The following is a 22,809-nucleotide window of genomic DNA, read 5'->3' on the forward strand; positions in this document are numbered from 1 at the left end:
CGTAGGTAACCAGAGTGAACGGAAGATGAACTGGGCAGGGCGTCACGGTGACCGGAAGCGGTGTCCGTGCCTCCCTCTGCGTGCCCGCTCCGGTGCTCTCCGGAGACGTCCCTGGCAGGATCACCGCGAGGCCGTTCGACGACGGGCATGAGGGGCGCGCGGGCGGCCCGGAAGGAGACGGTGACTGTGACGTATTCGCGGGCCGGGCGGGCGGACGCGGCCGGTGAGCCGGTCAGGAAGACGACCGGTGAGGCGGCCTGCGAGTCGGCCTGGCAGGAACTCGTCGCCACGGCCCGGCGCACGGTGGCGGACGGGCTGGTGGTCGGCACCTCCGGCAACGTCTCGGTGCGCGTCGGCGACACGGTCCTGGTCACCCCGTCGGGCGTGCCCTACGACCGGCTGACCCCGGCCGACGTGACCGGCGTCGACCTGGACGGACGCCAGGTGCTCGGCACCCTGGTCCCCACCAGCGAACTCCCCATGCACCTGGCCGTGTACCGCGCCGACCCCGGCGCCCGGGCCGTCGTCCACACCCACGCCGTGCACGCGACGGCCGTCTCGCTGCTCGTCCCCGAACTCCCGCCGGTGCACTACATGACCGCCGCGCTCGGCGGTCCCGTCCGGGTCGCCCCGTACGCCGCCTACGGCACCGACGAACTGGCCCGCGCCATGCTCGACGCCCTCACCGACCGCACCGGCTGCCTGCTCCGGAACCACGGCACGATCACCTACGGCACCTGCCTCGACCAGGCCTACGACCGCACCGCCCAGCTCGAGTGGATGTGCCGTCTCTGGCTGACGGCCTCCTCCGTGCCGGGCCACTCGCCGTCGCTGCTGACGCCGGACCAGCTGGCGGAGGTGACGGAGCGCCTCCGGGGATACGGGCAGCGAAGCTGACGCCAGGGCCTGTCCGGGCTCGCCCGCCTGCCCCTGAGCCGTCCGGCAACTCCGGACAGGCCCAGGGTGCGTGCCGGGCGGCTCAGGGGGTACCGGCTACGGGACACGAGCACCCTCGTCACCCACTGTCACGCGTCCACTGGCCGCCCGAGGACTCCACCAGGAGACTGGCCCCATGCGCACTGTCACCGCAACGGCAGCCGCCGTCACCGCAGCTCTGGCGACCGGAGCGGCGAGCGTCGCCGTCGGCCGGCTCGCCAGCGACGCAGCGCTCAAGGCGCCCCCCGGCCGGCCCCTGCCCACCGAGCCCCGGCTCACCGTGCACGGCACCGCCGCCGGGCAGATCACCCTCACCCGGGACCTGGCCGCGCTGCGCCCCGGCCGGTACGGGCTCGCCGGCGACGGGTCGCACGCGGTTCTCGGCCCGGTCCTCGGCACCGTCGAGCACGGCGCCGACACCGTCGTACGCCGCCTCGAACGCGTCACGCACGGCACCCTCGAGGCCGGTGACCGGGCATGGTTCACCCCGAACCTGTACGTCGGGAACCCGGGCACGGCCCTCGGCCTCGAGTACGCCGACGTCGAGGTCCCGGGGGAACTCGGCCCGCTCCCGGCCTGGTTCCTGCCCGGGGCCCGCCCGACCTGGATCGTCGCCGTGCACGGCCTGGCCGCCACCCGCGAGCACGCCCTGAACCTGATGGCTCCCCTGCACCGCAGGAACGTCCCGGTGCTCGCCCTCGCCTACCGCGGCGACGTCGGCGCGCCGCCCTCGCCCGACGGCCTGCACCACTTCGGCGAGACCGAGTGGCGCGACGTGGACGCGGCCGTCCGCTACGCCCTCGACCACGGCGCCCGCCAGGTCGTCCTGCTCGGCTGGTCCACCGGCGCCACCATGGCGCTGCGCACCGCCGCGCTCTCCGGCGTGCGCGAGCGCATCGCGGGGCTCGTCCTGGACTCCCCGGTGCTCAGCTGGGAGACCACCCTGCGTGCCCTGGCCGCCGCCCGCCGCACCCCCGGCGCGCTGCTGCCGCTCGCCGTCCGTGCCGCACAGGGCCGCGCCGGGCTGCACGCCGACCGGGACACCGGCACGGCCGGCCTGCACCGCCCGGCCGTGCCCACCCTGATCTTCCACGGCCCCGGCGACACGGTGGCCCCCTGGCGTTTCTCCCGCCGCCTCGCCGACACCCACTCGCGTCTGGTGGCCCTCCACACCGTCCGCGACGCCCCGCACGGCGCCATGTGGAACGCCGACCCCGCGGACTACGAGGAGACCCTGCGCCGCTTCATGACCCCACTGGTGTGACCCCACTGGTGTGACCCCGCTGGTGTGACCCCGCTGGCGCGACCTTGCTGGCGCGACCCCGCCACGCCCCTGTCACGCGCCCCTCCCAGCACGCGTCGCTCCGGTTCCGTTTAGCGCCGTACCACTGGCCTGATCCGGTGCCCGGACACCGTGCCCGGGCCTCGCACCCGCCCTCCCAGGAGGCCGCCGAGGCATTCCGTTTGGGTTTTCGGACCGTCAACCGGAAGACTGCACCCGTGACGTCCCGTATCCCGCGCGACTCCAGGCTTCGACTCGTCCGCCCGCGACCCCTGGCCGCCGCCCCCCAAGCGATGAATCAGCGGCGTCCGCGCCGCCCCGCGCCGCGCCCGCCGGAAGGCACACCGGCCCGGTCGGAGCTGGCCAGAATGGCACGCTCCGGTCTTGCCGACGCGGCCCGCGTCGCCCGCTGGGCCGACTCCGCCCTCGGCCCCGGCCGCGGCAGCGCGACCGCCGACGGCAAGGCCACCCTGTCCGACGCCACCGCCGACCACGCGGCCCGCGAACTGGGCCTCACCGTGGCCAAGGTCCGCGCCGACTGGGACACCGCCCGCCTCGCCGGACTGATCGAGGTGCACGGCGACACCGCCCGTCCCGGCTGGCGGCTGCGCGCCTGGAACCGCGACGACAGCGCCGTGCTGCGCGGCTGGGTCGCCCTCTTCGACGCCTGGTCGCTCGCCCACCCCGAGCCCGCGGAGGAGCCCGCGGTCGTCGCCGAGGTCGTCTCCGCGATGCCCCAGGTGCTCTCCTTCCTCCAGCTGTCCGCCGGCCCCGTCCCCGTGGCGCAGCTCCTGGACCTGCTGGAGCAGCGCGTCACCGAACTGCGCACCGAACGCTGCGAGGTGCCCTACGGTCCCCAGCTGGAGCCCGGCGCCGCGGGAGCGGTCCCGCCCGCCCCGGCCACCGCCGCCGACACCCCGCTCGCCCCGCTCCTGGACTGGGCCCTGCACGCCCTCGCCTCCGTCGGCGCCCTCACCTGCGGCGACGGACACGCCACGCTCACCCCGCTCGGCAGCTGGGCGGTCTGGGTCAAGCTGGAGCAGATCTGCGTGGCCGCGCAGAGCCCCGCCGGCAACATCGAGCAGTCGGCCGAGGGCATGCTCCGCGGCTGCGGCCGGCTCCGCCCCAACGCCGCCCGCGACGAGTACCGCGCCTGGCTCGCCGCCCGCCCCGTCGGCAGCGCCGTCGCCGAACTGCTCGACGCCGCCCGCGGCGAGGACGCCCTGCTGCGCGGCCTCGCCTTCGACGCGCTCCGGGTCGTCGGCGCCCCCGCCGAGCCCGACGTGCGCGGCGTCCTCGACGAGCCGACGCTGCGCCCGTACGCCCTGCTGTGGCTGGCCGAGCACGACGGCGCCGACCCCGAGGACGCCCACGAGGTCCTCACCCGCCCGGAGGCCACCTGGCTGTGGGTCGACACCGCGGCGGCCGTCGCCGACCACGGGGAGGCCCCGCTGCTCGTGCGGCACCTGGAGTCGGCGGTGCAGGCCACCGTCCCGGCCCTGCTCGACGAGGTCCGCGCGGTCGGCCACCCCCGCACCGTGCAGGTCCTGGTCGCCCTCGCCGCCGCGCATCCCGACCCCGCGCTGGCCAAGGCCGTCCGCCGGGCGGCCTTCCAGGTCCACACCGGGGGCAGCTGAGCCGGAGGTCCCCTACGGGCGCACCGCCGGAGGCTACCCGCGTACCTCCGGCGCGTACGTCCCGAAGCTCCAGACGTTGCCCTCCAGATCGCGGGCCATGTAGTCCCGCGAGCCGTAGTCCTGGTCGGTCGGGGGCATCAGGATCTCCGCGCCGTGCTCCACGGCCCGCCGGTGATGGGCGTCGACGTCCGCCACCACGACGTACACCCCTGTGACACCGCCGTTCTTCATCGCCTCGTCGAAGCGGCCGCCCCCGCCCTTCGAGCCGAGCATGACCGCGCCGTTGCCCTGGGCCAGCTCCGCGTGGGCCACCGAGCCGTCCTCGCCCTCGTACACCGCGAGTTCGGTGAAGCCGAAGGCCTCGGTGAGCTGCCGGATCGCCGCCTTGGCGTCCGTGTACCGGAGCGTCGGGTAGATGCTCGGGCGCGCGCCCTCGTTGCCTGCCATGCCGATCACTTCCTTGTGAGCCGGTGGTCCGTTCTGACTGACCGAGCCCGCGGCCCGAGGACCGCTTTGACTCGTTCGACCAGTCTTGCACCGGCCACTGACAACGCTCGGCCGACGCTCGGCCGACGCCCGGCGGTGCTCGGGCGCCACTCGCGGGGAAAAGCGGTTGCACGGCCCCGTTAGACTGGCCCTCATGGCCATTCTCCTCGTGCATTAGAGCGGCGGGAACCTCCACAGCCGCCCATCCCCGCCAACCACCCGCCCAGGAGTCTGACCGTGATCTCCGCCTCCGGCATCGAGCTGCGCGCCGGTGCCCGTGTCCTCATCGAGAGCGCCACCTTCCGCGTCGCCAAGGGCGACCGCATCGGCCTGGTCGGCCGCAACGGCGCCGGCAAGACCACCCTCACCAAGGTCCTGGCCGGCGAGGGCCAGCCCGCCGCCGGCGCCGTCACGCGCTCCGGCGAGGTCGGCTACCTCCCGCAGGACCCGCGCACCGGCGACCTCGACGTGCTCGCCCGCGACCGCATCCTCTCCGCCCGCGGCCTGGACGTCCTGATCCGCAAGATGCGCGAGAACGAACAGCGCATCGCCAACGGCCAGGGCGCCACCCGCGACAAGGCGCTCAGGCAGTACGAGCGCCAGGAGACCGAGTTCCTCACCAAGGGCGGATACTCCGCCGAGGCCGAGGCCGCCACCATCGCCGCCGCGCTCAACCTGCCCGACCGGGTGCTCGGCCAGCCCCTGCACACGCTCTCCGGCGGTCAGCGCCGCCGTATCGAGCTGGCCAGGATCCTGTTCTCGGACGCCGACACCCTGCTGCTCGACGAGCCGACCAACCACCTCGACGCCGACTCCATCGTCTGGCTGCGCGACTACCTGAAGACCTACCGCGGCGGCTTCCTCGTGATCTCCCACGACGCCGACCTGGTCGAGACGGTCGTCAACAAGGTGTTCTACCTGGACGCCAACCGCTCCCAGATCGACGTCTACAACATGGGCTGGAAGCTCTACCAGCAGCAGCGCGAGGCCGACGAGAAGCGCCGCAAGCGCGAGCGCCAGAACGCGGAGAAGAAGGCCGCCGCCCTGCACTCGCAGGCCGACAAGATGCGCGCCAAGGCCACCAAGACGGTCGCCGCGCAGAACATGGCCCGCCGCGCCGACAAGCTGCTCAGCGGCCTGGAGGCGGTCCGCCAGTCCGACAAGGTCGCCAAGCTCCGCTTCCCGGAGCCCGCGCCCTGCGGCAAGACCCCGCTGACCGCCGAGGGCCTGTCCAAGTCGTACGGCTCCCTGGAGATCTTCACCGACGTCGACCTGGCCATCGACAAGGGCTCCCGGGTCGTCATCCTCGGCCTCAACGGCGCCGGCAAGACCACCCTGCTCCGCCTCCTCGGCGGCGTCGAGAAGCCCGACACCGGCCAGGTGATCGAGGGCCACGGCCTCAAGCTCGGCTACTACGCGCAGGAGCACGAGACCCTCGACCCCGAGCGCACCGTCCTGGAGAACATGCGCTCGGCCAACCCCGACCTGGATCTGGTCGAGGTCCGCAAGACGCTGGGCTCGTTCCTGTTCTCCGGCGACGACGTGGACAAGCCCGCCGGTGTCCTCTCCGGCGGCGAGAAGACCCGTCTCGCCCTGGCCACCCTCGTGGTGTCCTCGGCGAACGTGCTGCTCCTCGACGAGCCCACCAACAACCTCGACCCGGCCAGCCGCGAGGAGATCCTCGGCGCGCTGCGCACCTACAAGGGTGCGGTCGTCCTGGTCACCCACGACGAGGGCGCCGTCGAGGCGCTCCAGCCGGAACGGATCATTCTGCTTCCGGACGGCGTCGAGGACCTGTGGGGCGCCGACTACGCGGACCTTGTCGCTCTCGCCTGACCGTCGCCCTCGCGTGACCGTCGCCCTGGCTTGATCGAATGGATGATCCACTGGTGATGGATCATTCGGCCGATGCGTGATCCACCATCTGCGTGAGATCTCCTCATCAAGAGGTGTGTCCTACATCGATTTCGCGGCCGGGCCCTCCATCGCCGGGGGCCCGGCCGCGGCGCCTTTCTGACCTGGAATTTCGCGGGAAAACCCGTTCGGCCGAACGGGCCCGATTCTCTGGAATCGCAGATTCCGCATGTGGGGACTCGCTCCTGTCGTCACAACCTTGTCTCATCGACCTTGCCGAATGGGTGGCCATGAGCGCCTGGAGGGGTGATCATGAGAAGACCAGAGCGCACTTCCCATGAGGAGGCACGGGTGGCCGAGACTCTGAAGAAGGGCAGCCGGGTTACCGGCGCCGCGCGCGACAAGCTCGCGGCAGACCTGAAGAAGAAGTACGACGCCGGTGCGAGCATCCGGGCGTTGGCCGAGGAAACCGGCCGCTCGTATGGCTTTGTGCACCGCATGCTCAGCGAGTCGGGCGTCACGCTCCGAGGGCGTGGCGGGGCTACCCGGGGCAAAAAGGCCACATCGGCCTGACGTCCCGGGCGGCCCCCGACTTCGAAGGTGTTTCGAAAGTGACGGTGGCCACCCGGTCGGTCGTCCGACCGTCCGGGTGGTTACTGTGCAGTCACTTAGCCCTGCCGTCGCACGGCGCAGCGTCCGGCGCGTGGCGGGGACGACGACCGCACCTTTCGGAGGCGCCCCATGGCTTCGCCCGCCCACGACCCCGGTCCCGCACTCGACCAGGACGGCGTGCGGCTCACCGTCGACGACGCGATCGCCACGGTGACGCTGACCAACCCGGCCAAGCGCAACGCGCAGAGCCCCGCTCTGTGGCGGGCGCTGACCGAGGCCGGCCGGTTGCTGCCGGGCTCCGTCCGGGCCGTGGTGCTGCGTGCCGAGGGCAAGTCCTTCTCGGCCGGGCTCGACCGGCAGGCGTTCACGCCTGAGGGCTTCGACGGCGAACCGTCGTTCATCGACCTCGCGCGCGGCGGCGACGCCGAGCTGGACGCGACCATCGCCGAGTACCAGGAGGCGTTCACCTGGTGGCGGCGCAGCGACCTCGTGTCGGTCGCCGCCGTCCAGGGACACGCCATCGGTGCGGGCTTCCAGCTGGCCCTCGCCTGTGACCTGCGGGTCGTCGCGGACGACGTGCAGTTCGCCATGCGCGAGACCAGCCTGGGCCTGGTGCCGGACCTGACGGGCACGCATCCCCTGGTGTCCCTGGTCGGATACGCCCGCGCGCTGGAGATCTGCGCGACCGGGCGCTTCGTCGCGGCCGAGGAGGCCGTGAGCACCGGCCTGGCCAACCTCGCCGTGCCGGCGGACCAGCTCGACGGCACGGTGCACGACCTGGTGTCCGCGATCCTGGCCGCACCGCGCGACGCGGTCGTCGAGACCAAGGCGCTGCTCCAGGGCGCCCGGACGCGGGACTACGAGACCCAGCGCACCGCCGAACGGGCCGCACAGGGCCGCCGGCTGCGCGACCTGGCGGGGCTCGGGGAGTAGGGGCGCTCCCGAGGGGGTGCGGTTCCCCGGCCCGTGGCGGCGGGTCCGTGCACGTCGTCCGGGTCCGCGAGCCCGATCCGCAGATCGCCGGGCGCCCCTCGGCCACGCGCAGCGCGCCCACCGGACGGGACGGTGCCCGGATCGCCGCGCGTACGGCACGAGCCGTGCCCCCGGCGAAGGCCCGGAGCCGTTCGCCGGCGTCGTTCCTCCGGTCTGCCGCGTCCGTGGCGCGCACCTGCGCATCCCCGCCTAACGTGGTCACAGGACTACGACCGGAAGGGACGTACGGACATGAGTGACATGGAGAGCCACCGGAGCGGACAGGACTCGATCGACACCCCCGGAACGGTCAAGCCCCAGACGGTTCGGCGCGGCGGCGGAGCCCCCGGCACCCGGGGACGGACCACCATCGCCGACGGCGTCGTGGAGAAGATCACCGGAATGGCGGCACGCGACGTCGCCGGTGTGCACGCGATGGGCAGCGGAATGTCCCGTACCTTCGGCGCCGTGCGCGACCGGGTCCCCGGCGGGACCAAGTCCGGGGTGACACGCGGGGTGAAGGCCGAGGTCGGCGAGAAGCAGACCGCCCTCGACCTGGAGATCGTCGTCGAGTACGGCGTGTCGATCGCGGACGTGGCCCGGGACGTACGGGAGAACGTGGTCGCGGCGGTGGAGCGGATGACCGGTCTCGAGGTCGTCGAGGTCAACATCGCGGTGAGCGACGTGAAGCTGCCCGACGAGGAGGACGAGGAACCGGAGCCCCGGATCAAGTGACGCGAACCGTGGCGGGAAGAGGACCGAGCGGTGAACGACGGGAGCGCACCATGAGCATGGCCGTGGTCGGCATGATCGCCGGCATGGCACTGGGCTTCGCCGGATACTTCGGCGGGTTCGGCGCCTTCCTGCTGGTGGCGGCCCTGGGGGCCGTCGGGTTCGTCGTCGGCCGCTTCCTGGAGGGGGACATGGACCTCGGCGACTTCTTCCGCACCCGCGACGACCGGCGACGGTGACCGGCGTGAGCGACGGGGCCGGCGAGTTCCTCGAACCCCTGGCCCGGGTGGCGCCGGGCGAGCGCGGTGCCACCCGGATCGCCGACCGGGTCGTCGCCAAGGTCGCCGCCCGGGCGGCGCGCGAGGCTCTGGGCCGGCTCCACCCGGACGCGGCGCGCCCGTACGCCACCGTCGTCGTCCACCACGACACCGCCCGCGTCAGCGTCCACCTGGAACTCGACTACCCGTGCGACATCGGCGCCCGCTGCGGCCGGGTGCGTCACCAAGTCGTCCAGCGGGTACGCGCGTTGGTGGGCATGGCGGTGCCGGAGGTCGCCGTCCAGGTGGAGCGGCTGCACCTGGCGGCGGAGTACGGCGCGAGGCACGGGAGGACGCGATGAGCGAGCCGCAGGGCGCCGGGACAGGAGAGGGCAGCACCCAGCGCCTGCCCGTCGTGGAACGCGACGAGGAGCCGGGCGCGGCACCGGCGCCGGAGAAGCACGGGCCCGGCGTCCCGGACGCGTCCGGCGGCGGCCGGGCCGGCCGCTTCTGGTCCTCGCGCCGCGTCCCCGCCGGGATCGTCGCGCTCCTGCTCCTGCTCCTCGCCGGGGCCTTCCTCTACGACGTCGTCGCCGTGCGCGCCGGCCGGTCCGCCCTCGGCTGGCGCCGCGACCTGGCCCGGCAGCTCGCCGAACGGCCCGTCGACGACACGTGGGTGCTGGTCGGCGCGGGAGTCGCCGCGGCCCTCGGGCTCTGGCTGTTCGTGCTGGCGCTCACCCCCGGCCTGCGCCGGGTGCTGCCGATGCGGCGCACGCACCCCGACGTACGCGCCGGGCTGCACCGGGACGCCGCCGCGACGGTGCTGCGCGACCGGGCCATGGAGGTCTCCGGGGTGCAGTCGGCGCGGGTACGGCTGCGCCGCCGCAGGGCCCGCGTACGGGCGCTGTCGCACTTCCGTGAACTGGACGACGTACGGGCCGATCTGGACGGCGTGCTCGACGACGCGGTGCGCGGCCTCGGCCTGGCCCGGCCGCCCGCCGTGTCGCTACGGGTGGCGCGCCCCGGACGGAAGGGGTGAGCGTGGTGCTCAGGACCGTGAACCGTGTACTGACCGGACTGGCGGGCCTGGTCCTGCTCGCGCTCGGCGGCGCGGTACTGGCGGTGGGATTCGACGCGCCCGCGCCCTCCTGGTGGGTGCACCAGGGGCCGCACGACGCGCTGCTCAGCGACGCCGAACGAACCCGCTGGCGGGACGCGGGCTGGTGGTGGCCGGTCGTCATCGCCGCCCTCGCGGTCCTGCTGCTGCTCGCCCTGTGGTGGCTGGTCGCGGTGGTACGCCGCCGCAGGCTCACCGAGGTCCTCGTCGACACCGGGGACGGCGAGGGCGCCACCTTGCGCGGCAGGGCGCTCGAGGACGTCCTCGCCGGCGAGGCGGACCGGGTGGACGGGGTCGAACGGACCGGCGTCCGGCTCACCGGCCGCCGTGACGCCCCGGCGGCCCGCGTCCGGCTGCTCCTGGCCCCCCACGTGGACCCCGGCACCGCCCTGCACGACCTCACCACCCGGGCCCTGACCCACGCCCGCGACTCGGCGAACCTGCCGTCCCTCCCGGCGGAGGTGCAGCTCCGGGGCGTCAAGCACGGGGCCGAGCGGGTCAGCTGAGGGTACGGACGGCGAGGCCGCCGACCGCACGCCCCGCTCACGGTGGGCGACGACGCCCGATGCCCGCGACCCGGCCGGACGCCCGCGACGCCGCACGGGACCGCCGACCCGGGCGCCCCCGCGGTTTCGGGGCCCCGGGTGGCCCAGGGCGGCCTGCGCGAGGCGTCCCTAGAACCCGTGCCGCACGCCGCCGTCCACCGGGAGCATGACGCCCGCGACGTACGACGCCGCGGGGGAGAGCAGGAACGCGGACACGCGGCCGAACTCCTCCGGGGCGCCGTAGCGGCGCAGCGGGATGCGGGACTCCGCGGCCGCCCTGGTCGCCTCCGGGTCGGCCGACAGGCCGTCCAGCTCGCGCACCCGGTCGGTGTCGATACGGCCGGGCAGCAGACCGACGACGCGGATGCCGCGCGGGCCCAGCTCGTCGGCGAGGGACTTGGCGAAGCCAGCAAGGCCCGGGCGCAGGCCGTTGGAGATGGTCAGGCCCGGGATCGGCTCGTGCACCGAGCCCGACAGCACGAAGCCGATCACCCCGCCGTCCTCCAGCTCGGCCGCCGCCGTCCGGGCGAGGCGCACCGCACCGAGGAACACCGACTCGAACGCCGCCTGCCACTGCTCGTCCGTGTTGTCGGCGACGAACCCGGGCGGCGGCCCGCCCACGCTGATCAGTACGCCGTCGAAACGGCCGAAGCGCTCACGGGCGGTCGCGATCAGCCGCCCGGCGGCCTCCGGGTCGGCGTTGTCCGCGGCCACCCCGACCGCGTCCGGTCCCAGGGCCGAGGCCGCCTCCGCGACGCTCTTCTCGTCCCGCCCCGTGACGACCACCTTCGCCCCGTCGGCGACCAGCTCGCGCGCGGCGGCGTTGCCCAGCCCCCGGGTGGCTCCCGTGACGACGTACACCCGGTCCTTCAGTCCAAGATCCATGGCCCTATCCTGCCCCCTCGTCCCCGAAGAGGGCGAGGGCCGTGTTCACCAGGCCGACGTGGCTGAAGGCCTGCGGGAAGTTGCCCAGCTGGTGCCCGGCCACCGGGTCGTACTCCTCGGCCAGCAGCCCCACGTCGTTGGCGAGCCCCACCAGCCGCTCGAACAGCTCCCGGGCCTCCTTCGTCCGGCCGGTCGCGTGCAGCGCGTCCGCGTACCAGAACGAGCACACCAGGAACGTCCCCTCACCACCCGGCAGCCCGTCGACCTGGCGGCCCTCGGTGCTGTAACGGCGCACCAGGCCGTCCCGGGTCAGCTCCGCGCCGATCGCGTCGACCGTACCGACGACGCGCGGGTCGTCCGGCGGCAGGAAACCCACGCGCGGGACGAGCAGCAGGGAGGCGTCCAGCTCCCGCGAGCCGTAGTACTGGGTGAAGGTGTCGCGGACCGGGTCGTAGCCCTTCTCGCACACCTCGCGGTGCACCTCGTCGCGCAGCGCGCGCCACCCGTCGAGGTCGCCTCCGCGCAGCTCGGGGTGGGCCTCCAGCGTGCGCACCGCCCGGTCCAGGGCCACCCACGTCATCACCTTCGAGTGCACGAACTGCCGGCGCCCGCCCCGCACCTCCCACAGCCCCTCGTCGGGCTCGCGCCACGCCGTCGCCAGGAACTCCATCAGGGCGCACTGCAGCTCCCACATCTGCGGCCGGGGACGCATCCCCGCCAGCCGGGCCAGCGACAGGGAGTCCATGACCTCGCCGTACACGTCCAGCTGGAGCTGGTTCACCGCGTCGTTGCCGATGCGCACGGGCGTGGACTCGGCGAAGCCGGACAGCCACGGCAGCTCGAACTCGGGCAGCCGCCGCTCGCCCGCGACGCCGTACATGATCTGCAGGTCCTCCGGATTGCCCGCGACCGCGCGCAGCAGCCAGTCGCGCCAGGCCTCGGCCTCCTCCAGGTACCCGGCCGACAGCAGGGCGCCCAGGGTGAGCGTGGAGTCGCGCAGCCAGCAGAAGCGGTAGTCCCAGTTGCGCACCCCGCCCGGCTCCTCGGGCAGCGAGGTGGTCGGGGCCGCCACGATGCCGCCGGTGGGCTGGTAGGTGAGCGCCTTCAGCGTGATCAGGGAGCGGACCACGGCGTCCCGGTGCGGTCCCTCGTAGCGGCACCGCGCCGCCCACTCGCGCCAGTCCTCGACGCTGTGCTCCAGCGAGATGTACGGGTCGATCAGCGGCGGCCGGGGTTCGTGCGAGGGATGCCAGGTCAGCACGAAGGCGACCTTCTCGCCCGCGCCGACGGTGAACTCCGCGTGGGTCCCGAAATCCTGGCCCCAGCTGTGCACCTCGGGCTCGCTGCGCAGCCACGCCGAGTCCGGCCCGGCGACGGCCACCCGGTGCCCGTCGGCCCTGCGCACCCACGGGACGATCGAGCCGTGGTCGAAGCGCAGCCGGAGCACGCTGTGCACGGTGACCTCGCCGCTCACTCCCTCCACGATGCGCACGAGGTCGGGGGCGCGGTCGCGCTGGGGCATCAGGTCGGTGACGCGGACCGCACCGTCCTCGGTCTCCCACTCGGTGTCCAGGACGAGGGTGTCCGGACGGTAGGCACGGCGCGTGCAGCGTCCCGCGCCCTTCGGGGCGATGCGCCAGTGGCCGTTGTCCTCGTCGCCGAGCAGTTTGGCGAAGCAGGCGGCCGAGTCGAAGCGGGGCAGGCAGAGCCAGTCCACGGAGCCGTCCGTGCCGACCAGGGCCGCGGTCTGCTGGTCGCCGATGAGCGCGTAGTCCTCGATGTGGGGGTGCACGGGGTTTCGTCTTCCCGACCGGAGGACGGAGCAATCGGATCCGCCCGCGCGCGCTGCGGGACCGCCCGTGGCGGCTACACCGTCGCGGGTTCCGGCTGGGCCGGGTCCGCCTCCTCGGCGGCCTCGCGCTCGCGCTTCTCGCGGCGCAACAGGAACCACCAGCCGACCGGTACGGCCGCGGCGAACAGCCACCACTGGATCGCGTACGCGAAGTTCAGCGCGGCGTTCTCGTCGCCGGGCTTGCCGATCGGCTCCGGTGTGTCGTTCTTCGGCTCCGGCGTCTTGAGGACGACGTACCCGCCGAGCACCCGGGCGTCCAGGCGCTCTGCCTGCTGCTCACTGTTGATGAGCATGACCTGCCGGTCGGGCAGGCCCTCGAGATCCTTGATACCGCTCGCCTCGGTCGTCTCGTCGGGCATCAGCCGCCCGGTGACGGTGATCTCTCCCCGAGGCGGTGCGGGGATCTCGGGGAACTCCGTCTGGCTCGGGCCGTCCGAAGGGATCCAGCCCCGGTTGACCAGCATGACCTTGCCGTCGTCCAGTACGAACGGGGTCAGCACGTGGTAGCCGATGTTGTCGTCGGCGTCGGTGCGGCGGCGGACGACGACCTCGTGGTCCGTGTCGAAGCGGCCCTTCGCGGTGACGGTCCGGTACCGCTCACGCGTGGTGATCTTCTTGCCGGGTGCCGTCAGCGACTCCGCGGGGACCGGTGACGCCCCGAGCGCGCGCGCGACCAGGTCGTTCCGGGCGGTGCGTTCCTCGTAGCGGTGCATCTGCCAGAAGCCCAGCCGGATCATCGTGGGGATGAGCAGCACGGCGACCAGCGTGAGGATCACCCACTGGCGGGACAACAGGAAGCGGTACACGCATCGACGGTACCTTGGCCGGGATCGGCCCTCGCGGGGAGGTCCCCACGAGGGCCACAGCCCCGCATGGGCGGGGAGCACGTCCGACGTCAATGCCGCGGCGCGGGTATAACGACGGCTTCGCCCGGCGGTCACGCCCAGCACTCAGACCTTGTCGACGATCCCCGCCCTCCCCTCCGCGCGGGCGCAGTGGGCGCCGCAGAACCAGTGGCCCTCGGCCTCGACGCCCTGGCCGATGATCTGCACCCGGCAGTGCTCGCAGATGGGGGCCATCCGGTGGATCGCGCAGGAGAAGCAGTCGAAGACGTGCACCGCTCCCTGGGCGTGGACCTCGAAGGTCATTCCGTAGTTGTTGCCGCAGACTTCACATGTCGCCATGCGCCACAGGGTGGGCCGTCCCCGCGAACGCGGGCGAGCGGGCGCCGGGCGAGTCGCCCGGAATCACCCGTCCGTACGGCTCGGCGGGACCGCGCACCTCAGGACTCGGCGTCCGCGGGCTCGACGTCCGCGAGCAGCTGCCCGAACGCCGCCTCGTCCACCACCGGCGTGCCGAACTGCCGGGCCTTGACCACCTTGGAGGTGCCCGAGTCCGGGTCGTTGGTGACCAGCAGGCTGGTCAGCCGGGACAGGCTGGTCGCGATGTGCAGCCCCGCCTCGACGGCACGGTCCTCCAGCAGGTCCCGCTCGACGGAGGTGTCACCCGAGAAGGCGACCCGCATGCCCTGCTTGAGTCTTTTGCCCTCTTCGTACCGGCCCGGGTTGGAATAAGGGCATGCGGGCCTTTTGCGGGAAGGGCGCCAACTGTTCGGCCGGTAGCTCCCGTAGCCCGCCTGCTGTCCGATCCGGGGCGCGGGCCGGTCCGACCACTCGGTCAGCGGCCGGCACTCGTGCAGCGGCAGCCGCAGCTCCCCCGCCGCCGCGGCCAGCAGGCTCGGCCGGAACGCCTCCGCCAGTACCCGGGCGTCGTCCAGCGCGTGGTGCGCCCGCTGCTGTACGACGCCGAAGTGCGCGGCCAGCGACTCCAGCTTGTGATTGGGCAGCGGCAGGTCCAGCGCCTTGGACAGGGCGATGGTGCACAGCCGTTGCCGCACCGGCGCCTCGCGCTTCGCGCGCGCGTACTCGCGGGCGATCATCTGCCAGTCGAACACCGCGTTGTGCGCGACGAGGACCCGCCCGTCCAGCCGGGCCGCGAACTCCTCGGCGACGTCCGGGAAGAGCGGCGCGTCCCGGAGCACGTCGTTGGTCAGACCGTGTATCCACACCGGCCCCGGATCGCGCTGCGGATTGACCAGGGTGTACCAGTGGTCCTCGACCTCGCCGCGGGCGTCCAGCCGGTAGACGGCCGCCGAGATGATGCGGTCGTCGCGGGCCAGGCCGGTGGTCTCCACGTCGACGACCGCGTACCCCTGCGGATACGCGGCCGGCCACGCCGTGGCGGACGGCGCTGCGGTCGTGCGGTCTTCGAGCATGGTCAATGAGGATACGGGCCGGGACCGACACTCCGGTCCCGCAGGTGCCCCGTGCCGTCAAGTTCCGGGCGGCCGGGGAGCGTTGCGGCACCCGTCGCGCACCCGTCGCGCACCCGCCGTCGGGCCGGCGCGCCGTACGGCCGGGAGGTCACCAGCGGATCGGCACCGGAAGCGCCGTCAGGAGCCCCGACACCGCGACCACCACGCCCAGCCCGACGACCTCCGCGCGCGCGGGGGAGCAGGCGGCCAGCGGGTCGGCCGCGCGGCTCAGCCGGATCCTGGCCCACAGCGCGAGGACGGCGACGGCGGCCACCAGCAGCACCTTGGCGAGCAGGACCCGCCCGTACGCCGTGTCCGTGAGCTGGTCCAGGATCGTGCCCGCCGGCATCCGGCGCAGCGAACTGCACACCCCGGTCGCCGTGAGGGCGGCCAGCAGAACGGCCGCCACGCGCGCGTAGAGCCCCAGCAGGGCGGGCCCCGCCGCCGCGCCCCGCCAACGCCGCAGCACCCGCAGCGCGTACAGCAGGCCGCCCGCCCACAGCGAGGCGCACGTCAGATGGACGAGGGTCAGAGCGGAGCCGAGCAGCGGGCTGTACTCGGTCGTGGGGTGCGCGCGCAGCGCGTCCGCGACGATCACGGCGGCCAGTGGCCAGACCTGGAGTCCGGGGCGGCGCGAGGTCGCGCACAGCCAGGCCGCGAGGAACCCGTTGACCTCCAGGAGCGCGAGCTTGCCGTCGCGGGTCGCGTAGAGGCCGCCGACGTCGATGTCGGCGGCGGAGCCCGGCACCAGGTTGCCCGTGGCCACCACCGAGGCCAGCCCCAGCGCGGCGACGAAACCGGCGGCGGCCGCGTACGGCGACCAGCTGCGCGGCCGGGCCGGGGGAGCGCCGGGCAGCGACCGGGTCAGCCGGTTCACGAAGAGTTCGCCGAGCGGCACGCTCAGCGCGGCGAAGAGCACCGTACGCAGCAGGGCGATGCCGCCGGTGCCGGGTGCCTCGGCCTCCCCGGTGCCGTGCAGCGCGGGGGACGGGCCGAGCACGGGTATCAGCGCGCCGAGTGCCACCAGCACGAGTACGGCCACCGTCCGGCCGGTGCCGGAGGGCCGTGAGTGGCGTCCGGTGTCGGTGGTCCGGGACGGGGGCCGTATCGAGGTCACCCCAGGATCTTCACCAAGTCGTCAGATCCGGGCAAGTTCCGCAGCGGGCCGGGCGGCTGCCCGGCCCGCCTCACGCGCGCGTGCCGATCACGCGCGTGCTCGTCAGCGCGGCACCGGCTACCAGGTCACCGCGTCCAGCGCGTCGGCCATGCCCCAGCCGTAGAAGCCGTTGCGGTTCTTCGGGCCCTCGCACACCGCGTCGACCTTGCCGTCGCCGTCGATGTCGTAGGGGTCGTTGCACGCCGTGGCGTCGGCCTCGGCGTACAGCAGGGCCTTGACCATGGCCGGGGAGGCGTGCGGGTGCGTCGACTTGATGAGGGCGGCGACACCCGCGACGTGCGGCGAGGCCATCGACGTACCGGCCATGTAGCCCCACTTGCCGCCCGGCAGCGTGCCCAGGATCAGTCCGCTGGTGGCGGGCGGCTCCGGCGTCTGGTAGGCCGTCGAGTCGCCGCCGGGCGCGGCGATGTCGATGACGCCCAGACCGTGGTTGGAGAAGGACGACTTGAGGCCCTTCGCACCGGTCGCCGCGACCGTCACGACACCCGGCAGCTGGGTCGGGATGTCCAGGCACTTCGACGGGTCGACCGTCCGGTCACCGGGCGTGGTGTCGTTCGGCGAGGACGGGTCGGTGATCTCGTCGGAGGAGAGGTCGTAGTTCTCGTTGCCGGCCGCGGCGACGTTGACCGCGCCCTTCTTCTCCGCGTACCGCGTGGCCCGGGAGACGGCCTCGACGAGCGCCTTCTGGTCCGGGTCGTCCTTGCAGTTGAAGTACCACGGGTCGGTGTAATAGCTGTTGTTGGTCACGTCGACGCCGTGCTCGGCCGCCCACATGAAGCCGCAGACCACGGCCTCGGTGTAGAAGAAGCCGTCGGGGTTGCCGACCTTGATGCCGGACACCTTCACGCCGGGCGCCACGCCGGTCATGCCGACGCCGTTCTTGGCGGCGGCTATCTCCCCGGCCACGTGGGTGCCGTGCGGGCTCTCGGACGCGCTCGGGCGCCAGGCGCCGTCGGAGGTGTCCGGCTTGCCCGCGACGCAGTTGACGGAGGCCTCGCGGTCGAAGTTCGGGGCGATGTCCGGGTGGGTGTCGTCGACGCCGGTGTCGATGACGGCGACGGTCACCTTCTTGCTGCCCAGCGACTTCTCGTGCGCCTTGTCCGCCTTGATGGCGGGCAGGTCCCACTGCAGCGACTCCAGCGGGTCCTGGCCCGCGGCGGCCTCGGCGGCGGCGACCTCCTGCGCGCTGAGCACCTGCGGGGCGCCCTCGTCGGTCGTCGCGGCCGACGGCAGCGGTGCCGTACGGGTGGCACCGGCCGACTGCACGCCGCGCACCTTGCGCACGGTCTTCGCGAAGTCCGGGTTCGCCGAGTGGACGACGACCACGCCGATCCGGTCGTACGACGTCACGATCGTGCCGCCGGCCTTGGATATCGCGCGCTTCACCTGCGCCGAGGGGCCGTGCCCGGGCTGGACGTTGACGACGTAGCTGAACGAGCCGGCCTCGGCGGCCTCGGTGGCGGGGGCGGCGGGGGCGGCCTCGGCTGCGGTGGCCTGGATGTTGGGCAGGAAGGCGAGGGCCGTGGCCAGGGCCATGCCGGCCGGGATCGCGACGGCGCGACGGCGACGGGAGTGGGGCACTGACATGTGCGAGGTCTCCAGTTCGTGAGAGAGAGGGGAGGGACGAGCGGAGCGGGTCACTTCACCGCGCGCAGTGCGTCCCCGGCCCCCGCGGCCACCGGCGGCAAGCCCGACGCGGTCAGCGACAGCACGACCGGTGCGGCAGGGGCGAGCCGCCGTCTGGAACGCAGATGAGTCATGGGGTCTCCACATCATCCGGAAATGAGACCGGCCCGAGCCACAGGTGGTGTTCGGGCAGGTACATGACGCAGTGGTGCAGGGCGAAGCTATCCCCCGAAGTCGCTGGCCAGCAATGACTTCCCACAAGTGACTTGGGAAAGTGCGGCGCCTGTTGAACCGGGCCCGACGGGGCGCCGTGTCGTTGGACAGGGAGTCCGAGCCGATCAGGCTCCCGCGAGAACACCGAGGTCCAAGCCGTCATGTCCGTCGTACGAGGAGACTCCGTGGCCACCGACGCACCGCCCCCCTCGAAAGAGGAACGCCCACTTCCCTCCGCCGAGGAGTTCTCCGAAGTGCAGCAGAGCGCTGAGTTCGCCGAACTGCGCCGCTCCTTCCGCTCCTTCGCGTTCCCGCTGACCGTCGCCTTCGTCGCCTGGTACCTGCTCTACGTGCTGCTGTCGAACTACGCAGGCGGCTTCATGGGCACCAAGCTCTTCGGCAACATCAACGTCGCGTTCGTCTTCGGCATCGCCCAGTTCGTCACCACGTTCCTCATCGCCTGGTGGTACTCGCGGCACGCCGCCGCGAAGCTCGACCCCAAGGCCGAGGCCATCAAGTCCCGGATGGAGGGCGGCGCATGAGCCCCGCACAGTCCGTTTTCGCCGCCGAGCTGGCCGCCAACGAGGCCAGCGAGCACCGGCCGCTGATCATCACGCTCTTCGCGGTCTTCGTCGCCGCGACGCTGTTCATCACCGTCTGGGCGGGCCGCCAGACCAAGGACGCCGCCGACTTCTACGCGGGCGGCCGCCAGTTCAGCGCCTTCCAGAACGGCCTCGCCGTCTCCGGCGACTACATGTCGGCCGCGTCCTTCCTCGGCATCGCCGGGGCCATCGCCCTCTTCGGCTACGACGGCTTCCTGTACTCCATCGGCTTCCTGGTCGCCTGGCTGGTGGCCCTGCTCCTGGTCGCCGAGCCGCTCAGGAACTCCGGCCGCTACACGATGGGCGACGTCCTCGCCTACCGCATGCGCCAGCGCCCGGTGCGTACCGCCGCCGGCACCTCCACGATCGTCGTCTCGATCTTCTACCTGCTGGCCCAGATGGCGGGCGCGGGCATCCTCGTCTCGCTGCTGCTCGGCATCACCTCCGACGCGGGCAAGATCCTCATCGTCGCCCTCGTCGGCGTCCTGATGATCGTCTACGTCACCATCGGCGGCATGAAGGGCACCACCTGGGTCCAGATGGTCAAGGCCGTGCTGCTGATCGGCGGCACCATCCTGATCACCTTCCTGGTGCTGCTGAAGTTCGACTTCAACATCTCCGACCTGCTCGGCAAGGCCGCGGAGAACAGCGGCGCGGGCTCGGCCTTCCTGGAGCCCGGCCTTCAGTACGGCGCGAGCGGCACCACCAAGCTCGACTTCATCTCCCTGGGCATCGCCCTGGTGCTCGGCACCGCCGGTCTGCCGCACATCCTGATCCGCTTCTACACGGTGCCCAACGCCAAGGCCGCCCGTAAGTCCGTGAACTGGGCGATCGGCATCATCGGCGCCTTCTACCTGATGACCATCGCCCTCGGCTTCGGCGCGGCGGCGCTCATCGGCAAGGACGAGATCGTCGCGTCCAACCCGTCAGGCAACACGGCCGCGCCCCTGCTCGCACTGCACGTGGGCGGCGTCGACTCGGCCTGGGGCGCGATCCTGCTCGCCACGATCTCGGCGGTGGCCTTCGCCACCATCCTCGCCGTCGTCGCGGGTCTCACCCTCGCCTCGTCCTCGTCCTTCGCGCACGACATCTACGCCAACGTCATCCGCAAGGGCCAGGCCACCGAGAAGGAGGAGATGCGGGCGGCCCGCTGGGCGACCGTCTTCATCGGCATCGTCTCCATCGCGCTCGGCGCCCTCGCCCGCGACCTGAACGTGGCCGGCCTGGTCGCCCTGGCCTTCGCGGTCGCCGCGTCCGCCAACCTGCCGACGATCCTCTACAGCCTGTTCTGGAAGAGGTTCACCACCCAGGGCGCCCTGTGGTCGATCTACGGCGGCCTGATCGTCGCCGTCGGCCTGGTGCTGTTCTCGCCCGTCGTCTCCGGCGACCCGAAGGCGATGTTCCCGGACGTCGACTTCGCCTGGTTCCCGCTGAAGAACCCGGGCATCATCTCGATCCCGTTCGGCTTCCTGATGGGCTGGCTCGGCACGGTCCTGTCGAAGGAGGAGCCCGACGAGGCGAAGTACGCGGAGCTGGAGGTCCGGTCCCTGACCGGCACCGGCGCGCACTGACGCCCCCGCCCGACCGGTACCGACGCGGCCGCTCGTAGATCCCTACGACGCGGCCGCGTCCCGCGTCGTGGGATCGGGCGGCTGTCGATGTCGGACCGGTCACGTAGGCTCGACGGTGTCGGAGGAGAGAAGTGCTCCGCCGATCCGCGTCGAGGGAGGGGGCCCACGTGCTCATCGACACCTACGGCCGAGTGGCCACCGACCTGAGGGTCTCGCTCACCGACCGCTGCAACCTGCGCTGCACCTACTGCATGCCCGAAGAGGGCCTCCAGTGGCTCGCCAAGCCCGATCTGCTCACGGACGACGAGATCGTCCGGCTCATCGACATCGCGGTCACCTCCCTCGGCATCGAGGAGGTCCGCTTCACCGGCGGGGAGCCGCTGCTGCGCCCCGGCCTGGTCGGCATCGTCGAGCGCGTCGCCGCCCTCGCCCCGCGCCCGCAGATGTCCCTCACCACCAACGGCATCGGCCTCAGGCGCACGGCCGCGGCCCTGAAGGCGGCGGGCCTGGACCGGGTCAACGTCTCCCTGGACACCCTGCGCCCGGACGTCTTCAAGACCCTCACCCGCCGGGACCGCCACAAGGACGTCCTGGAGGGCCTGGAGGCCGCCCGCGAGGCCGGACTCACCCCCGTCAAGGTCAACAGCGTCCTGATGCCGGGGCTCAACGACGACGAGGCCCCCGACCTGCTCGCCTGGGCCGTCCAGCACGACTACGAGCTGCGCTTCATCGAGCAGATGCCCCTGGACGCCCAGCACGGCTGGAAGCGCGAGGGCATGGTCACCGCCGGTGACATCCTGTCCTCTCTGCGTACCCGCTTCGAGCTGACCGCGGAGGGCGCCGAGGAGCGCGGCTCGGCCCCCGCCGAACGCTGGCTCGTGGACGGCGGCCCGCACCGCGTCGGCGTCATCGCCTCCGTCACCCGCCCGTTCTGCTCGGCCTGCGACCGCACCCGCCTGACCGCTGACGGCCAGGTACGCACCTGCCTGTTCGCCCGCGAGGAGACCGACCTGCGCGCGGCCCTGCGCTCCGACGCCCCCGACGAGGAGATCGCCCGCATCTGGCGCCTGGCCATGTGGGGCAAGAAGGCGGGCGCGGGCCTGGACGACCCGACGTTCGTGCAGCCCGACCGTCCGATGTCGGCGATCGGCGGCTAGCGACGGACGGCTAGCTGCCGCCGGAGTCCTGGGACTCCCAGTCCGCCAGCGGGACCACGTCCTTCAGGAAGCCCCGCACACCGAGGAACTGGGACAGGTGCTCGCGGTGCTCGTCGCACGCGATCCACGTCTTGCGGCGCTCCGGGGTGTGGATCTTCGGGTTGTTCCACGCCAGCACCCACACGGCGGGGGTGCGGCAGCCCTTGGCGGAGCAGATCGGGGTGGTTTCGTCACTCACGGTTTCTTCTCACAGGTCCCCACACAAGGCGACGCCGAGCAGCCACGGGGGGAGCTGCCCGGCGTCGGTCCGTCGCTCCGACGGGGGATGCGGAGCGCGTACGAAGTATGTCACGGCCCACCCTTCGCGGGGCCCGGAACAACACGAATTCATCTGAGCATTTCTTCGGCCTGGCGTGGAATCGACGCCGTCCCGAAGGGGGACGCCACGGTCACGGCCGACCGCGTGACTCACCGGCCGCGCCCGGCCCCGGATCGGCCGTGGCGCCCTCCGGGACGGATTCCGCCGCACCGTTCCCGGCCCGTGGCGGCGTGATCATCGGCGGGGTCGGCGCCGTCACGAACGTCGACGGCAAGGATGGCGCATTCTCACGCCCGGCGTTGGCGATCACGACGGCGATGTACGGCAGCGCCGCCCCGAGGATCAGCGCCGCGATCGCGACGTGCCGCTCCACGTTCCACAGGCAGACCGCGAGGATCACCGACGCCGTACGGATCGCCATCGAGATGACGTACCGGCGCTGCCGCCCGCGCACGTCCTCCTGAAGGCCCGTCCGGGCCCCGGTGATCCGGAACACCTCGGCACTGCCGCCGGCACTCTGCTTCCGCATCTGGTTCCACCATCCGCCCGCATCGGACTCTCCCCGCCCCGCTCTCGTCCGCGGCCGCTCGGGGACGCAGGTCCCGGACAACTCACCACGTTACGCCGCGTCTGCGCCGCTCACGAGACCGGGGCACCCCCGGT

At 72.8% G+C, this 22,809-nt stretch carries 25 protein-coding genes; 14 read left to right on the top strand and 11 right to left on the bottom strand.

The genetic code is table 11. The annotated features are described in order from the left end of the window. The first annotated feature begins 186 nt into the window (after positions 1 to 186). The 3 genes from ABS735_RS08545 to ABS735_RS08555 all read left to right on the top strand — a co-directional run bounded on the left by ABS735_RS08545 (position 187) and on the right by ABS735_RS08555 (position 3,855). Entirely contained in the window at positions 187 to 897 is a 711-nt protein-coding gene (locus tag ABS735_RS08545) for a class II aldolase/adducin family protein (RefSeq protein WP_373902266.1), read from the top strand. Positions 898 to 1,072: 175 nt separating this feature from the next. After that, positions 1,073 to 2,200: an alpha/beta hydrolase gene (locus ABS735_RS08550; protein ID WP_373902267.1), complete on the top strand. Its 1,128-nt coding sequence runs from the start codon at positions 1,073 to 1,075 to the stop codon at positions 2,198 to 2,200. A gap of 236 nt (positions 2,201 to 2,436) precedes the next feature. Beyond that, complete coding sequence (locus ABS735_RS08555) at positions 2,437 to 3,855, top strand: hypothetical protein (RefSeq protein ID WP_373902268.1); 1,419 nt, start codon at positions 2,437 to 2,439, stop codon at positions 3,853 to 3,855. A gap of 33 nt (positions 3,856 to 3,888) precedes the next feature. Here ABS735_RS08555 and ABS735_RS08560 read toward each other — a convergent pair whose 3' ends face one another. Next, positions 3,889 to 4,302 (bottom strand): VOC family protein, encoded by a 414-nt coding sequence (locus ABS735_RS08560; protein WP_373902269.1) that lies wholly within the window; start codon positions 4,300 to 4,302, stop codon positions 3,889 to 3,891. Positions 4,303 to 4,578: 276 nt separating this feature from the next. Here ABS735_RS08560 and ABS735_RS08565 point away from each other — a divergent pair, with 276 nt between their 5' ends. From ABS735_RS08565 to amaP, 8 genes are all read left to right on the top strand, one after another. Continuing rightward, on the top strand, positions 4,579 to 6,177 hold the full coding sequence (locus tag ABS735_RS08565; protein WP_373902270.1) for an ABC-F family ATP-binding cassette domain-containing protein: 1,599 nt from the start codon (positions 4,579 to 4,581) through the stop codon (positions 6,175 to 6,177). 369 nt (positions 6,178 to 6,546) lie between these two features. Next, entirely contained in the window at positions 6,547 to 6,768 is a 222-nt protein-coding gene (locus tag ABS735_RS08570; RefSeq protein WP_003976983.1) for a helix-turn-helix domain-containing protein, read from the top strand. Positions 6,769 to 6,936: 168 nt separating this feature from the next. Beyond that, positions 6,937 to 7,740, top strand: a complete 804-nt coding sequence (locus ABS735_RS08575) for an enoyl-CoA hydratase/isomerase family protein (RefSeq protein ID WP_373902271.1) — start codon at positions 6,937 to 6,939, stop codon at positions 7,738 to 7,740. A gap of 291 nt (positions 7,741 to 8,031) precedes the next feature. Then, positions 8,032 to 8,514 carry an Asp23/Gls24 family envelope stress response protein gene (locus ABS735_RS08580; protein WP_373902272.1) on the top strand — a complete coding sequence of 161 codons (483 nt, stop codon included), beginning with the start codon at positions 8,032 to 8,034 and terminating at the stop codon, positions 8,512 to 8,514. Positions 8,515 to 8,564: 50 nt separating this feature from the next. Next, a complete protein-coding gene (locus ABS735_RS08585) occupies positions 8,565 to 8,750 on the top strand; it encodes a hypothetical protein (RefSeq protein ID WP_104635968.1) in 186 nt (61 codons plus the stop codon). Beyond that, entirely contained in the window at positions 8,747 to 9,130 is a 384-nt protein-coding gene (locus ABS735_RS08590) for a hypothetical protein (protein ID WP_373902273.1), read from the top strand. Before ABS735_RS08585 ends, ABS735_RS08590 begins: the two co-directional genes overlap by 4 nt. Beyond that, positions 9,127 to 9,807, top strand: coding sequence for a DUF6286 domain-containing protein (locus ABS735_RS08595; protein ID WP_373902274.1), 681 nt, complete (start codon positions 9,127 to 9,129; stop codon positions 9,805 to 9,807). The genes ABS735_RS08590 and ABS735_RS08595 overlap by 4 nt, the downstream gene beginning before the upstream one ends. Then, positions 9,804 to 10,391: an alkaline shock response membrane anchor protein AmaP gene (gene amaP, locus ABS735_RS08600; RefSeq protein WP_373902276.1), complete on the top strand. Its 588-nt coding sequence runs from the start codon at positions 9,804 to 9,806 to the stop codon at positions 10,389 to 10,391. The genes ABS735_RS08595 and amaP overlap by 4 nt, the downstream gene beginning before the upstream one ends. Positions 10,392 to 10,559: 168 nt before the next feature. Here the strand turns inward: amaP and ABS735_RS08605 are convergent, their stop codons facing one another. The 8 genes from ABS735_RS08605 to ABS735_RS08640 form a co-directional block, all read right to left on the bottom strand. Further along, positions 10,560 to 11,315 carry an SDR family oxidoreductase gene (locus ABS735_RS08605; RefSeq protein ID WP_373902277.1) on the bottom strand — a complete coding sequence of 252 codons (756 nt, stop codon included), beginning with the start codon at positions 11,313 to 11,315 and terminating at the stop codon, positions 10,560 to 10,562. 4 nt (positions 11,316 to 11,319) lie between these two features. Further along, entirely contained in the window at positions 11,320 to 13,107 is a 1,788-nt protein-coding gene (locus ABS735_RS08610; RefSeq protein ID WP_373902278.1) for a glycoside hydrolase family 15 protein, read from the bottom strand. 74 nt (positions 13,108 to 13,181) lie between these two features. Continuing rightward, positions 13,182 to 13,973, bottom strand: coding sequence for an SURF1 family cytochrome oxidase biogenesis protein (locus ABS735_RS08615; protein ID WP_373902280.1), 792 nt, complete (start codon positions 13,971 to 13,973; stop codon positions 13,182 to 13,184). A gap of 144 nt (positions 13,974 to 14,117) precedes the next feature. Beyond that, a complete protein-coding gene (locus ABS735_RS08620) occupies positions 14,118 to 14,351 on the bottom strand; it encodes a hypothetical protein (protein WP_337303826.1) in 234 nt (77 codons plus the stop codon). A gap of 98 nt (positions 14,352 to 14,449) precedes the next feature. Beyond that, complete coding sequence (locus ABS735_RS08625; RefSeq protein ID WP_373902281.1) at positions 14,450 to 15,442, bottom strand: DEDDh family exonuclease; 993 nt, start codon at positions 15,440 to 15,442, stop codon at positions 14,450 to 14,452. Positions 15,443 to 15,590: 148 nt separating this feature from the next. After that, positions 15,591 to 16,598, bottom strand: a complete 1,008-nt coding sequence (locus ABS735_RS08630; protein ID WP_373902282.1) for a CopD family protein — start codon at positions 16,596 to 16,598, stop codon at positions 15,591 to 15,593. A 117-nt stretch (positions 16,599 to 16,715) separates the two neighbouring features. After that, the gene (locus ABS735_RS08635; protein WP_373902284.1) at positions 16,716 to 18,245 is read right to left on the bottom strand and encodes a S8 family peptidase; all 1,530 of its coding nucleotides are present in this window, start codon (positions 18,243 to 18,245) and stop codon (positions 16,716 to 16,718) included. 50 nt (positions 18,246 to 18,295) lie between these two features. After that, on the bottom strand, positions 18,296 to 18,418 hold the full coding sequence (locus tag ABS735_RS08640; protein ID WP_373902285.1) for a hypothetical protein: 123 nt from the start codon (positions 18,416 to 18,418) through the stop codon (positions 18,296 to 18,298). A 264-nt stretch (positions 18,419 to 18,682) separates the two neighbouring features. Between ABS735_RS08640 and ABS735_RS08645 the strand changes: the two genes are divergently transcribed. The 3 genes from ABS735_RS08645 (at position 18,683) to moaA (ending at position 21,827) form a co-directional block, all read left to right on the top strand. Continuing rightward, positions 18,683 to 19,039 carry a DUF485 domain-containing protein gene (locus ABS735_RS08645; RefSeq protein WP_282086480.1) on the top strand — a complete coding sequence of 119 codons (357 nt, stop codon included), beginning with the start codon at positions 18,683 to 18,685 and terminating at the stop codon, positions 19,037 to 19,039. Next, entirely contained in the window at positions 19,036 to 20,670 is a 1,635-nt protein-coding gene (locus tag ABS735_RS08650; protein ID WP_373902286.1) for a solute symporter family protein, read from the top strand. The genes ABS735_RS08645 and ABS735_RS08650 overlap by 4 nt, the downstream gene beginning before the upstream one ends. A gap of 167 nt (positions 20,671 to 20,837) precedes the next feature. Next, a complete protein-coding gene (moaA, locus tag ABS735_RS08655; protein ID WP_373902287.1) occupies positions 20,838 to 21,827 on the top strand; it encodes a GTP 3',8-cyclase MoaA in 990 nt (329 codons plus the stop codon). A gap of 10 nt (positions 21,828 to 21,837) precedes the next feature. Here moaA and ABS735_RS08660 read toward each other — a convergent pair whose 3' ends face one another. Both ABS735_RS08660 and ABS735_RS08665 read right to left on the bottom strand, forming a co-directional pair. Further along, positions 21,838 to 22,065, bottom strand: coding sequence for a hypothetical protein (locus tag ABS735_RS08660; RefSeq protein WP_373902288.1), 228 nt, complete (start codon positions 22,063 to 22,065; stop codon positions 21,838 to 21,840). 211 nt (positions 22,066 to 22,276) lie between these two features. Beyond that, complete coding sequence (locus ABS735_RS08665; protein ID WP_373902289.1) at positions 22,277 to 22,675, bottom strand: DUF3099 domain-containing protein; 399 nt, start codon at positions 22,673 to 22,675, stop codon at positions 22,277 to 22,279. Positions 22,676 to 22,809: the final 134 nt, after the last annotated feature.

The sequence above is a fragment of the Streptomyces sp. MMCC 100 genome (assembly GCF_041538145.2).
Taxonomy (GTDB): domain Bacteria; phylum Actinomycetota; class Actinomycetes; order Streptomycetales; family Streptomycetaceae; genus Streptomyces.